Raw genomic sequence first — 13,603 nt, forward strand, 5'->3', positions numbered from 1 at the left:
AGGTATGCGTGCCATCCAGGTGACCCGCCACGGCGGCCCAGACGTTCTGACCTACGGCACCGTCGACGATCCGATCCCCGCACCCGACGAGGTGATCGTGCGGACCACCGCGATCGGCGTCAACTTCATCGACACCTACCTGCGGCGTGGCCTGTACCCGTCGACACCCCCGTACGTGCCCGGCACCGAGGGTGCCGGCGAGGTGGTCACGGTGGGCGCCGACGTGACCGGTGTCGACGTGGGCCGGCGGGTGTGCTGGGTGGACGCGCCCGCAAGCTACGCCGAACTCGTCGCGGTGCGCGCCGACCGGGCGATGCCGGTTCCCGACGGCGTGCCCGACGAGGTCGCCGGTGCCACCATGCTGCGCGGACTGACCGCGCACTATCTGCTGCGTGGCAGCGCGAATCCCGACGAGGGCGACGTGGTTCTCGTGCACGCCGGGGCGGGCGGTGTGGGACTCATCCTCACCCAACTCGCCAAGCAGAGCGGCGTGCGGGTGATCACCACCGTCTCCACCGACGAGAAGGCCGAACTGTCGGCGGCGGCAGGCGCCGACCACGTGTTGCGCTACGGGGCCGACCTGGTGTCGCAGATCCGCGAAATCACCGACGGCCGCGGCGTGTCGGTGGCCTACGACGGCGTGGGTGCCGACACCTTCGACCAATCGCTGGCCGCGACCGCGGTGCGCGGCACCATCGTCGTGTTCGGAGCCGCCAGCGGCCCGGTGTCGCCGTTCGACATCCAACGCCTCAACGCGGGCGGATCGCTGTCGGTGACCCGACCCACACTCGCGCATTTCATCGCCGACCCCGACGAACTCCGGTGGCGGGCCGGTGAGTACTTCGCGGCCGTCCTCGGGGGCCTCGACGCGAGAATCGGTCAGCGGTATCGCCTCGCCGACGCCGCGCTCGCACAAACGGATCTGGAAGGACGCACCACAACCGGCGCGACAGTGCTGGTGCCCTAGGTGCCGCCGTGCCGAGCAGCCGGGCGACACGGCGGTCCTGCCGGCGGCGGTTTCAGAAGTAGCCGGCGATGGTCGGCAGGTTGATCACCGCGTCGATCGCCAGACCGCAGAACAGCACCGCAAGGTACTCGTTGGACTGCAGGAAGATCTTCAGCGGCGTGACCTCGGCGCCGCGGCGGGTGTCCCGGTACAGCAGGTGCACCCGGGAGAGGAACCATCCGCCGGCGATCACCGCGACCGCGGCGTAGATCCAGCTCGCCGCCGGAACCAGGATGAGCGAACTGATGACGGTGAGCCAGGTGTAGATCAGTATCTGCCGGGTGACCCGTTCGTCGTCGGCGATCACCGGGAGCATCGGTACCCCGGCCGCCTTGTAATCCTCGCGGTAGCGCATCGCCAGCGCCCAGGTGTGCGGCGGCGTCCAGAAGAAGATGACGGCGAACAGCACCACCGGCTGCCAGCTCAGCGAACCGGTCACCGCGGACCAGCCGACCAGTGTCGGCATGCATCCGGCGGCCCCGCCCCACACCACGTTCTGCCAGGTGCGGCGCTTGAGGATCATCGTGTAGACGACGACGTAGAACACGATCGTGGCCGACACGAGGAGCGCGCTGAGGAGATTCGCCGCCCACCACAACACCGCGAACGACGCCGCCCACAGCACGATGCCGAAGATCAGGGCGTTGTGCGTGGCCACCGCGTGTCGGGCCAGCGGACGGCGGGCGGTGCGGCGCATCTTCTTGTCGATGTCCGCGTCGACCACCATGTTGAGGGTGTTGGCGCTTGCCGCGCCCAGCCAGCCGCCCAGCAGGGTGAATGCGATGACGGCGATGTCGACGTGTCCGCGGTCGGCCTGCAGCATCACCGGAATGGTCGCCACCAGCAGCAGTTCGATGACGCGCGGTTTGGTCAGCGCGATATACGCGAGAACCACCGAACGCGCGCGATACAGCCAGCCCGAGTCCGTCCCGGAAGTGACGGTGGAGTCGGAGGTACCGCGAGTCGTGGCGGATGTATCTCCGCTCACATGCTCACCGATCCTCACGTCATTGGTACCTCGTGGACAACTACTCTGCATGGTAGACGTTGCCCTCGGCGGAGGAAGAATTGAGGGCGTCGACCGAAGCTGACCTGGCCCATCGGGCGGTCGGACGGATTTCACTCACTCGACGCGCCAGCACGACTCGACGGTGACTACTCTGGTCTGGGAAGAGGCCGAGGTCCCAACTGTGGACCTCACCCTCGCCGCCAGCTCAGGCATCGACATCACACGCCAACAGGTACAGGAGACCTCACGACCGTGGCCCACACAGACGAGATTCGCGAACGCACCACAGCGGTGCACCCCGACGACTGGTCCGACGTGGACACCCGCGCCGTTGACACCGCCCGCATCCTGGCTGCCGATGCCGTGCAGAAGGTCGGCAACGGCCATCCAGGCACCGCGATGAGCCTCGCACCGCTCGCCTACACGCTCTTCCAGCGGGTGATGCGACACGATCCCACCGACACCACCTGGGTGGGTCGCGACCGCTTCGTGCTGTCATGCGGGCATTCGAGCCTCACGCTCTACATCCAGCTCTATCTGGGCGGTTTCGGGCTCGAACTGTCCGACATCGAGTCGCTGCGCACGTGGGATTCGCTGACACCGGGCCACCCGGAGTTCCGTCACACCAAGGGCGTCGAGATCACCACCGGCCCGCTCGGCCAGGGATTGGCGTCCGCGGTCGGGATGAGCATGGCGTCGCGCTACGAGCGCGGGCTGTTCGACCCGGACGCCGCCGCCGGCGCCAGCCCCTTCGACCACCACATCTACGTGATCGCCTCCGACGGCGACATCGAGGAGGGCGTCACCTCCGAGGCCTCCTCGCTGGCCGGCACCCAGGAACTGGGCAACCTGATCGTCTTCTACGACCAGAACCAGATCTCCATCGAGGACGACACCGACATCGCACTGTCGGAGAACGTCGCGCTGCGCTACGAGGCGTACGGCTGGCATGTACAGACCGTCGACGGCGGTGAGAACGTCGTCGCCATCGAGGACGCGATCAAGACGGCGCAGGCCGTCACCGACAAGCCGTCGCTGATCTGTCTGCGCACCATCATCGGCTACCCCGCGCCGGACAAGATGAACACCGGGGCGGCACACGGCTCGGCGCTCGGCGCCGACGAGGTGGCGGCCACCAAGAAAATCCTCGGTTTCGACCCGGACAAGACCTTCGAGGTGTCCGAAGAGGTGATCACCCACACCCGCAAGCTGGTTGAACGCGGCGCCGAGGCCAAGGCGCAGTGGCAGACGGCATTCGACGCGTGGGCCGCCGCCAACCCCGACAACAAGTCGCTCTTCGACCGTCTGCAGGCGCATGAACTGCCCGCAGGCTGGACCGACGCGCTGCCGTCGTGGGAGCCCGGCGACAAGCCCGTCGCCACCCGCGCGGCGTCGGGCAAGGTGCTCTCCGCGCTCGGACCCGTGCTGCCCGAACTGTGGGGCGGTTCGGCCGACCTCGCCGGTTCCAACAACACCACCATCGACGGCGCCGAATCCTTCGGTCCCACGTCCATCAGCACCAAGAAGTGGTCGGCCAATCCGTTCGGCCGCACGCTGCATTTCGGCATCCGCGAGCATGCGATGGGCGCGATCCTGTCCGGCATCGTGCTGCACGGACCCACCCGCGCCTACGGCGGCACCTTCCTGCAGTTCTCCGACTACATGCGTCCCGCGGTCCGGCTGGCGTCGCTGATGGAGATCGACCCGATCTACGTGTGGACCCACGACTCGATCGGCCTCGGCGAGGACGGCCCCACCCACCAGCCGGTCGAACACCTCGCCGCCCTGCGCGCCATCCCCCACCTCGACGTGATCCGGCCCGCGGACGCCAACGAGACCGCCGCCGCGTGGGCGCACCTACTGACCCGGCGCAATCATCCGGCCGGACTCGCGCTCACCCGCCAGAACGTGGCCGTTCTGGAGGGCACGTCCGCCCAGGGCGTGGCCAACGGTGCATACGTCCTCAGCGAGGCCGACGGCGACCCGCAGGTCGTGATCATCGGCACCGGCTCGGAGGTCGAGCTCGCGGTGGCGGCGCAGAAAGCGTTGGCCGAGAAGGGTGTTGCCGCCCGCGTCGTGTCGATGCCGTGCATGGAGTGGTTCGACGAGCAGCCCCAGGGCTACCGCGACTCGGTGCTCCCGCCGGCCGTGCCGCGGGTGTCGGTGGAAGCCGGTATCGCGATGCCGTGGTACCGCATCGTCGGCGCCGGAGGCGAGATCGTGTCGCTCGAACACTTCGGCGCATCCGCCGATTACAAGGTGCTCTACGAGAAATTCGGTATCACCGCGGAGGCCGTCACCGACGCCGCACTTCGCGCGGTGGCCGGCTGACCCTTCAACACGTCCACAATCTCGAGCCGAGGAGAGACCCGTGACCCAGAACGAGAAGCTCGCCGAACTGTCCGCCGCCGGGGTATCGGTGTGGCTGGACGACCTGTCCCGTGACCTGATCGGATCGGGACAGCTCAACGACCTGATCGACACGCGTTCGGTGGTCGGGGTGACCACCAACCCGTCGATCTTCCAGGCCGCGCTGTCGAAGGGAACGAGCTACGACGCGCAGGTCAACGAACTCGCCGCCCGCGGCGCCGACGTGGACGCCACGGTCCGCACCGTGACCACCGACGATGTGCGCAACGCCTGCGACGTGCTCGCCGGGGTGTACGAGCAGTCCAGTGGCGTCGACGGGCGCGTATCCATCGAGGTGGATCCGCGCCTGGCGCACGACACCGACGCCACAGTCGCCCAGGCCGTCGAACTCTGGAAGATCGTCGATCGCCCCAACCTGCTGATCAAGATCCCCGCCACCAAGGCCGGTCTGCCCGCCATCACGAAGGTCATCGGCGAGGGCATCAGCGTCAACGTGACCCTGATCTTCTCGGTGGACCGCTACGGCGAGGTGATGGACGCCTACCTCGACGGTCTCGACGCCGCCGCGGCGGCCGGACATGATCTGTCCCGAATCCATTCGGTGGCCTCCTTCTTCGTCTCCCGCGTGGACACCGAGGTGGACAACCGGCTCGATGCCATCGGCACCCCCGAGGCGGTGGAACTCAAGGGCAAGGCCGCGCTGGCCAACGCGCGGCTGGCGTATTCGGCCTACCAGCAGGTGTTCGAGGTGTCGTCGCGATTCCCCGAACTGCTGGCCAAAGGTGCCCGGCCGCAGCGGCCGCTGTGGGCGTCGACCGGCACCAAGAACGCCGACTACCCCGACACGCTGTACGTCAGCGACCTGGTGGCACCGAACACGGTGAACACGATGCCGGGCAAGACGATGGAGGCATTCGCCGACCACGGGTGGGTGGACACGTCGTCGATCGTCGGGCGTGCGCAGGAATCGCAGGAGACGTTCGATGCGATCTCCGCGCTGGGCGTCGACTTCACCGACGTGTTCGCCGTCCTCGAGGACGAGGGTGTGCAGAAGTTCGAGGACGCCTGGAACGAGCTGCTCACCGCGACTTCCGAGCAGCTCGCCGCCGCGGCCGAGGGATGACCCGGGTGTCCGAGCGCACCACCACTTGGAAGAACCCGCTGCGGGATCCCCGCGACAAACGTCTGGCGCGCATCGCCGGACCGTGCAGTCTGGTGATTTTCGGCGTCACCGGCGACCTCGCCCGCAAGAAGCTGATGCCCGCGGTGTACGACCTGGCCAACCGCGGACTGCTGCCGCCGTCGTTCGCGCTGGTCGGGTTCGCCCGACGCGACTGGGACGACGAGGATTTCGCCAAAGTGGTGCACGACGCGGTTCGTGAACACGCCCGCACCGGGTTCCGCGAGGAGGTCTGGGAGCGCCTCTCCGAGGGGTTCCGGTTCGTGCAGGGCTCCTTCGACGACGACGCCGCCTTCGACCGGCTCAAGCAGACGCTGCAGCAACTCGACAAAGAGCGCGGCACCGACGGCAACCACGCGTTCTACCTGTCGATCCCGCCGAAAGCGTTCCCGCAGGTCTGCGCTCAGCTCCAACGCAGCGGTCTCGCGGCGGAGGAGGGCGACGACTGGCGTCGGGTGGTGATCGAGAAACCCTTCGGTCACGACCTCGACTCGGCCAAGGAACTCAACGCGATCGTCAACAGCGTCTTCCCCGAGTCGTCGGTGTTCCGCATCGACCACTACCTCGGCAAGGAGACCGTGCAGAACATCCTTGCGCTGCGCTTTGCCAACCAGCTGTTCGATCCGCTGTGGAGTTCGCACTATGTCGACCACGTGCAGATCACCATGGCCGAGGACATCGGCCTCGGGGGTCGCGCGGGCTATTACGACGGCATCGGCGCCGCGCGCGACGTCATCCAGAATCACCTGCTGCAGTTGATGGCGCTCATCGCGATGGAGGAACCGATCTCCTTCGAGCCCAAGCAATTACAGGCCGAGAAGATCAAGGTGCTCTCGGCGACGAGTAACATCCTGCCGCTCGAGGAGAACACCGCGCGCGGACAGTACGGTCCGGGCTGGCAGGGCAGCCAGAAGGTGCCCGGGTTGCTCGAAGAAGAGGGCTTCGCGAAGGACTCCACCACCGAGACCTTCGCCGCGATCGCACTGGAGGTCGATTCCCGCCGATGGGCCGGGGTGCCGTTCTATCTGCGCACCGGAAAACGGCTGGGCCGACGCGTCACCGAGATCGCCCTGGTGTTCAAGCGGGCGCCGCATCTGCCGTTCGACAAGACGATGACCGAAGAACTCTCGCAGAATGCGCTGGTGATCCGGGTGCAGCCCGACGAGGGCATCACGCTGCGCTTCGGTTCGAAGGTGCCCGCGTCGAGCATGGAGGTCCGCGACGTCAACATGGACTTCAGTTACGGCACCGCCTTCACCGAGGCGTCACCGGAGGCGTACGAACGACTGATTCTCGACGTGCTGTTGGGCGAACCGTCGCTGTTCCCGGTGAACGCCGAGGTGGAACTCGCGTGGCGGATCCTCGATCCGGTGCTCGAGCACTGGGCGGCCGGGGGCACACCGGACACCTACGAGTCGGGCACATGGGGACCCGATTCCGCCGACGAGATGATGTCGCGGACCGGACGCTCCTGGCGTCGCCCGTGAAATCCGAACAGGAGTCGCAGCGATGATCGTGACATTGCCGAACACGTCGACCAGCAACGTGGCGAAGAAGATCGTCGAGGTTCGTGAATCCGGCGGCGCCATCAGCCTCGGTCGCGTGCTGACGCTGGTTGTCGTCGCCGAACACGGCGAGCCGACGGAGGCCGCGATCGAGGCGGCCGTCGGGGCCAGTAGTGAACATCCCAGCCGCGTCATCGTCGTGTCCTGCGGCACCCGCTCGGGTGAATCCCGGCTCGACGCGGAGATACGGGTGGGGGGCGACGCCGGCGCGTCGGAGGTGGTGGTGCTCTTGCTGGCGGGCGAACTCGCCGATCACCCGCACTCGGTGGTGACCCCGTTCCTGCTACCCGACACCCCCATCGTCATCTGGTGGCCCGGTGCGGCGCCGGAGAACCCGGCGGCCGATCCGATGGGCAAGATCGGTCGGCGGCGCATCCTGGATGCGACGAAGTCGGCGAACCCGGAATCGGTCCTCGAACGGCGTCTGGCCACCTATGCACCCGGCGACACCGACCTGGCCTGGACCCAGATCACGCACTGGCGAGGTCTGCTCGCGTCGGCTGCGGATCGTCCGCCGCACACGCCGATCATCTCGGCCGAGGTGACCGGCCCGGCCGTCTCACCGAGCATCGATCTGCTCGCGGGGTGGTTGCGTGCCGCACTGGCCGTTCCCACCGAGCGTCGGGTGGGCAGCTTCGAGGTGCGCCTGCACCGCGACGACGGTGTCACCGTGCTCTCGATCGACGAGAACGGCAACGCGGTGATGAGCTCGCCCGGCAAACCCGACGGTCGGGTGGCGATGATGCACCGGGATCTGCGGATCTGCCTGGCCGAAGAGCTGCGCAGACTCGACACAGACGAGGTGTACGCGATGGCGTTGCGCGGTGCGGTGACCGAATTCGCCGAGGGGGCACCCGCGTGAGCGTGGAGACCCTGGTGTTCGGCGACAAGAGCGAGTTGGTGGTGGTCGCCGCGGAGCGCTTCGTCGACCTCATCGGGCGGGCGCAGGCCGAGCGTGGTTCCGCATCGGTGGTGTTGACCGGCGGAAGCAACGGCATCGGGATTCTGCGTGCGCTGGCTCCCGGCAGCGGGATCGACACCAGCGGCGTGGACTGGTCGCGCATCGACTTCTATTGGGGCGACGAACGATTCGTTTCCGCCGACGATCCGGAACGCAATTACGGACAGGCCGTCGAGGCACTGTTGGCGCACGTGCCCGTCGATCCCGCCCGGGTTCATCCGATGGCCGCATCGGACGGGCCGTTTGCCGACGACATCTCGCTCGCGGCGTTCGACTACGCCGCCACCCTGGCCGAGGCATCCGACGACGGCCGGGCCCCGCGCTTCGACCTGCACCTGCTGGGCATGGGCGGCGAGGGCCACATCAACTCGCTGTTCCCCCACTCCGCGGCCACCGCTGAAACGGTGCGCACGGTGGTGACGGTGGAGAACTCGCCCAAGCCCCCGCCGCGACGCCTCACCCTGACGCTTCCCGTGGTCAACCGAAGCACCGCGGTGTGGTTCCTGGTGTCCGGGGCCGACAAGGCCGCCGCCGTCGCCGCAGCCCACGCCGGCGCCGATCCGGCCGACTGGCCGTGCGCCGGCGCCCACGGTTCTGCGCAGACGATCTGGTTCCTCGACGACGACGCCGCGTCGAAACTCCCCTCCTGACGCCTCGCACCTCGTCGAGCGTGCCCGGATCCGAGTCGAGCGTGCCCAGATCCGAGTCGAGCGGGCCCGGATCCGCGTCGAGCGTGCCCAGATCCGCGTCGAGCGTGCCCAGATCCGCGTCGAGCGTGCCCAGATCCGAGTCGAGTGGGCCCAGATCCGAGTCGAGCGTGCCCGGATTTGGGTCGAGCGTGCCCGGATTTGGGTCGAGCGTGCCCGGATCCGAGTCGAGTGGGCCCGGATTTGGGTCGAGCGTGCCCGGATCTGAGTCGAGTGGGCGGTGATCGCCGCCGAAACACGGTGATCGACGACCTCGGCGGTGAATAATGTCGCCAACGAGGAGGACCACATGACCACCGATCTCACGAGCCCGTCGTCCGCTGCAACCGAACCCCACGACGACGGTTTTGGCGCCGACGATCTCCATGCCCTTCGGCGGGTGCAGGCATCTGGCCGCACCCGGGGACTCGACTGGCGACGCGCTCAATTGACGGGCCTCGACCGGATGCTGACCGAACGCGAGAACGACATCGCCGCCGCGCTCGATGCAGATCTACGTCGTACGGGTTTCGACGCCTTCATCGGCGACATCGCGTCGACGCGGGCCGAAGTGCTCTTCGCCCGCAAACACGTGAAGAAGTGGATGCGACGACGCCGGGTGTCATTGCCGCTCAACCAGTTACCGTCTCGGGGTTGGGTTCAGTTCGAGCCGCTGGGCGCGGTGCTCATCATCGGTCCGTGGAACTATCCGTTCCAGCTCGTCCTCTCCCCTCTCGTCGGTGCGCTCGCCGCAGGCAACTGTGTCGTCATCAAGCCATCCGAGGTGGCCCCGGCAACCGCCGCGCTGCTGGCCGATCTGCTGCCGCGCTATCTCGACGAGTCCGCTGTGAAGGTGGTCGAGGGCGATGCGGCAACCACCCAGGCGCTCATCGCGCTGGGCTTCGATCATGTTGTTTTCACCGGTGGCACCGAGATCGGCCGCAAAGTACTCGCCGCAGCGGCACCCACGTTGACGCCGGTCACCCTCGAACTCGGCGGCAAGAGCCCCACCTACGTCGCGTCCGACGCCGACATCGAGGTGGCCGCCCGACGGATCGCCTGGACCAAGTTCTTCAACTCGGGGCAGACGTGCATTGCACCCGACTACGTGCTGGCCGATCGTCGGATCGTCGACCGCCTGGTGGATGCGCTGGTCGCGACCGTCGCCACGTTCCGCAGCGAACGGCCCGTCGGCGAAGGCATGCCGATCGTCAACGAACGGCAATACGCGCGGATCGTGTCGTATCTTGAGGCGACAAACGGGCGCATTGTCCTCGGCGGCCGCGCCGATCCCGACGAGCAACGCATCGAACCGACCATCGTCCGCGACCCCTCCCCCGACGAAGCCCTCATGCAGAACGAGATCTTCGGTCCGGTGTTGCCGATCCTGACAGTCGACTCTGCCGACGATGTGATCGACTTCGTCAATGCCCGTCCGAAACCGTTGGCGTTCTACGTGTTCAGCAGCTCGACATCGGCGGCACGACACCTCATCGACGCCATTCCCGCCGGCGGGGCCGTGGTGAATCACGCCATGATGCACTGCCTGGTCCCCCAGCTACCGTTCGGCGGTGTGGGACCCAGCGGTATGGGTGCCTACCACGGGCCGTGGGGATTCGAGGCATTCAGCCACCGCAAGGCGGTCCTGGCCAAACCGAGTAAACCCGACCTCTCCCTGATCTATCCGCCGTACTCCGCGCGCGACATCAAGATCCTGCGCAAGCTCTTCTGAGCTCACCCCGAACCGGGCACGCTCGACCCCGAACCGGGCACGCTCGACCGGGATCCGGGCACGCTCGACCGGGATCTGGGCACGCTCGACCCCGATCTGGGCACGCTCGACCCCGAACCGGGCACGCTCGACCGGGATCCGGGCACGCTCGACCCCGAACCGGGCACGCTCGACCCCGATCCGGGCACGCTCGACGGCTAGCCGCTGTTGCGCAGGGCGGTGGCCAGCCCGTTCATGGTGAGCTGGATGCCGCGGCGCACGCGGGGGACGTCGTCGCCGGCACGGAAACGCCGGAGCAATTCCACCTGGAGCAGATTGAGCGGCTCGAGGTACGGGAACCGGTTGTAGACAGACCGTTTGAGCGCGGCGTTGTCGGCGAGCAGGTCGTTGGTGCCGGTGATTTTCGCGTACATCGCGATCGTCCGCTCGTGCTCCTCGGCGATCATGCCGAACACCTTGTCGCGCAACTCCACATCGTCGACCAGCTGGGCGTAGCGGTGCGCGAGACCCATGTCCGACTTGGCCAGCACCTGCGCCATGTTCGACATCACCGTCCGGAAGAACGGCCACTTCTCGTAGTACCGGGTGAGCGTCGCGAGTCGGCTCTCGTCGTCGCCGATCCACTCCTCGAACGCCGAACCCGTGCCGTACCAGCCCGGCAGCATCACGCGTGACTGTGTCCACGACAGCACCCACGGGATGGCCCGCAGATCGGAGATCTTCTCGGTCTGCTTACGCGACGCGGGGCGGCTGCCGATGTTGAGGGCGCCGATCTCCGACAGCGGGGTCGACGACGTGAAGTACTCGACGAAGCCGGGGGTCTCGTGGACCAGCCTGCTGTAGGCCGATCGCGCCAGCGCGGCGATCTCGTCCATGCTCTTGTACGCGTCCTCCGACTCGTCGCCGAGCCCCTCCACGTCCAGCAGTGACGACTCGATGGTCGCGGCCAGCAGGGTTTCCAGATTGCGTTCGGCCACAACGGGTTCGGCGTACTTGGCGGCGATGATCTCACCCTGCTCGGTGATCCGCAGCGACCCCTGGACCGCACCCGGCGGTTGCGCGAGGATCGCATCGTAGCTGGGGCCGCCGCCACGGCCCACGGTGCCACCGCGGCCGTGGAACAGCCGGAGCCGGATACCCGCCTTCTTGGCCGCCTCCACCAGATCGAGCTCGCCGCGGTAGAGCGCCCAGTTGGCGGCCATGTAACCGCCGTCCTTGTTGGAGTCGGAGTACCCGAGCATCACTTCCTGCATCCCTGCCTGACCGTCGACCAGATCGCGGTAGAGCGGGATGTCGAGTGCGGCGAGCAGCGTCTCGGCGCCCTGCTGCAGGTCCTCGATGGTTTCGAAGAGCGGCACGATGCGCACCGACGAGGAGAGCTTGCCGGTGTCGGGGTCGATCTCGATCAGACCCGCCTCCTTGAGGAGGATCATCGGTTCGAGCATGTCCGACACCGACGTGCACATGCTGATGATGTAGTTCGGCACCGACTGCGGCCCGAACCGCGCGATGGCGGCGGCCGCCGCGCGCACGATGTTGAGCTCCTTGATCGCCAGTTCGGACAGTTCGGCGTCGGGCCGGGTCAGCGGTCGCCGCGAGGTGAGTTCGGCGGTGAGGATCTCCACTCGCTCGTCCTCGCCGAGCGAAAGGTAGTCGGGGTGCACACCCGACCAGGCGAGTAGTTCGGCGATCACTTCCTCGTGCATGTCCGAGTTCTGCCGCATGTCGAGACCCGACAGATGAAAACCGAAGGTGCGCACCGATTCCCGCAACCGCAGCAGCCGGTCGTCGGCGATGATGTCATCGCCGGTGGATCGCAGGCCCTGGTCGACGACGTCGAGGTCGGCGAGGAAGTCGGTGGCGGTGGCGTACGGCGTCACGTGGTCGAGCAGGACGAGGTCGTACGCCTTCATCACCTCCTCGCCGAACAGGGCGGTCGCGGTCGCGACGAGACGAGCACGCATGTGCTTGAGGGCCACCCGGAAGGGTTCGTCACCGGCCGGATCATCGCGGGACACCCCGGCGAGCTCGTAGATGGCATCGCTGGGCGACATCAGCCGGGTCGACAGACTCAATTCCTCGGCCAGCACGTGCAATTCGGACAGGTGATGGCCCACCGCGGTACGCGCGGCCAGCGTCGTCGCCATCTCCACGATCTCGTCGGTGACGAAGGGATTCCCGTCGCGGTCACCGCCGATCCACGATCCCATGCGCAGGATCGGGTCGTCGGCGAGACCCGCATCGGGGTATGCGGCACGCAGGGTATCGCGCACCTCGGTGTTGATCTTGGGCACCACCTCGAAGAACGAGGCGTCGTAATAGCGCAGGCCGGAACGGATCTCGTCCTGGATGGTGAGGCGTTCGAGACGGATCAGGGCGGTCTGCCACAGCGTGAGGATCTGCCTGCGGATGCGTTCGACCACGGCGGCTTCTTCGGCCGGGGTCAGCTCGGTGCGCGCGCGGTAGCGCAGCAGCTCGGTGATCCGGTTCTGCGTCTCCGACACGGTGCGCCGACGCGTCTCGGTGGGGTGGGCGGTGATCACCGGGACCACGGTGGCATCGGCGAGCGCGCGGCCCACCTCGTCGTCGGTGAGATCGGCGGCGGCAAGCTTCTGATAGGTGGCGGCCAGCGTGCTGTCCTGCGGCGGATCACCGGCGAGTACGTGGATCTTGCGGCGTCGTTCGCGGTGGATGTCCTCGGCGAGGTTGGCCAGCAGCGCGAAGTTGGTGAACGCGCGAATCACCGGCATGGCGACAGCGATGTCGAGGTCGACGAACATGTCCGCGAGTTCGCCGCGGTCGATCTCCTCGCGGCGGATCTTGAAGGCCGCGACGCGGGCGGCCTCCACCAGATCGAACACCTCGGGCCCGGAATGATCGCGGATGGTGGTGCCCAGAATCCCACCGAGCAGCCGGATGTCCTCGCGCAGCGGTTCGGTGAGGGCCCGGCCCTCGTCGTCGACGATGATGTGATCACCGATCGGATGGGTGGGACGCCAGTCCGGGTCGCCGACGGAAGGGGTGGACGCGGGCGAGGTGGATTCGCTCATGCAGCCAGTATTCCGGGATTCACCGGAAGCGGCATCTCGGGAGC

9 protein-coding genes are annotated in these 13,603 nt (G+C 67.4%); 7 read left to right on the forward strand and 2 right to left on the reverse strand.

Annotated features, from left to right (window positions below; genetic code table 11):
• The first annotated feature begins 4 nt into the window (after window positions 1-4).
• A complete protein-coding gene (locus ACWDTD_RS07180; RefSeq protein WP_449746394.1) occupies window positions 5-967 on the forward strand; it encodes a quinone oxidoreductase family protein in 963 nt (320 codons plus the stop codon).
• Between the two features lie 52 nt (window positions 968-1,019).
• Here the strand turns inward: ACWDTD_RS07180 and ACWDTD_RS07185 are convergent, their stop codons facing one another.
• A complete protein-coding gene (locus ACWDTD_RS07185) occupies window positions 1,020-1,994 on the reverse strand; it encodes a heme o synthase (RefSeq protein WP_449746395.1) in 975 nt (324 codons plus the stop codon).
• Window positions 1,995-2,267: 273 nt separating this feature from the next.
• Here ACWDTD_RS07185 and tkt point away from each other — a divergent pair, with 273 nt between their 5' ends.
• The 6 genes from tkt to ACWDTD_RS07215 all read left to right on the forward strand — a co-directional run bounded on the left by tkt (window position 2,268) and on the right by ACWDTD_RS07215 (window position 10,509).
• Complete coding sequence (gene tkt / locus ACWDTD_RS07190; protein WP_449746396.1) at window positions 2,268-4,346, forward strand: transketolase; 2,079 nt, start codon at window positions 2,268-2,270, stop codon at window positions 4,344-4,346.
• Window positions 4,347-4,386: 40 nt separating this feature from the next.
• The gene (gene tal / locus ACWDTD_RS07195) at window positions 4,387-5,508 is read left to right on the forward strand and encodes a transaldolase (RefSeq protein ID WP_449746397.1); all 1,122 of its coding nucleotides are present in this window, start codon (window positions 4,387-4,389) and stop codon (window positions 5,506-5,508) included.
• Window positions 5,505-7,052, forward strand: a complete 1,548-nt coding sequence (gene zwf / locus ACWDTD_RS07200; RefSeq protein WP_449746398.1) for a glucose-6-phosphate dehydrogenase — start codon at window positions 5,505-5,507, stop codon at window positions 7,050-7,052. Before tal ends, zwf begins: the two co-directional genes overlap by 4 nt.
• Before the next feature lie 22 nt (window positions 7,053-7,074).
• A complete protein-coding gene (locus tag ACWDTD_RS07205) occupies window positions 7,075-7,992 on the forward strand; it encodes a glucose-6-phosphate dehydrogenase assembly protein OpcA (protein ID WP_449746399.1) in 918 nt (305 codons plus the stop codon).
• Window positions 7,989-8,741 (forward strand): 6-phosphogluconolactonase, encoded by a 753-nt coding sequence (pgl, locus tag ACWDTD_RS07210; protein ID WP_449746400.1) that lies wholly within the window; start codon window positions 7,989-7,991, stop codon window positions 8,739-8,741. The genes ACWDTD_RS07205 and pgl overlap by 4 nt, the downstream gene beginning before the upstream one ends.
• Window positions 8,742-9,087: 346 nt before the next feature.
• On the forward strand, window positions 9,088-10,509 hold the full coding sequence (locus ACWDTD_RS07215) for an aldehyde dehydrogenase family protein (protein WP_449746401.1): 1,422 nt from the start codon (window positions 9,088-9,090) through the stop codon (window positions 10,507-10,509).
• 197 nt (window positions 10,510-10,706) lie between these two features.
• On the opposite strand, the gene ppc is transcribed toward ACWDTD_RS07215, so the two are convergent.
• The gene (gene ppc, locus ACWDTD_RS07220) at window positions 10,707-13,559 is read right to left on the reverse strand and encodes a phosphoenolpyruvate carboxylase (protein WP_449746402.1); all 2,853 of its coding nucleotides are present in this window, start codon (window positions 13,557-13,559) and stop codon (window positions 10,707-10,709) included.
• Window positions 13,560-13,603 lie beyond the last annotated feature (44 nt).

The sequence above is a fragment of the Gordonia sp. NPDC003425 genome (assembly GCF_053588635.1).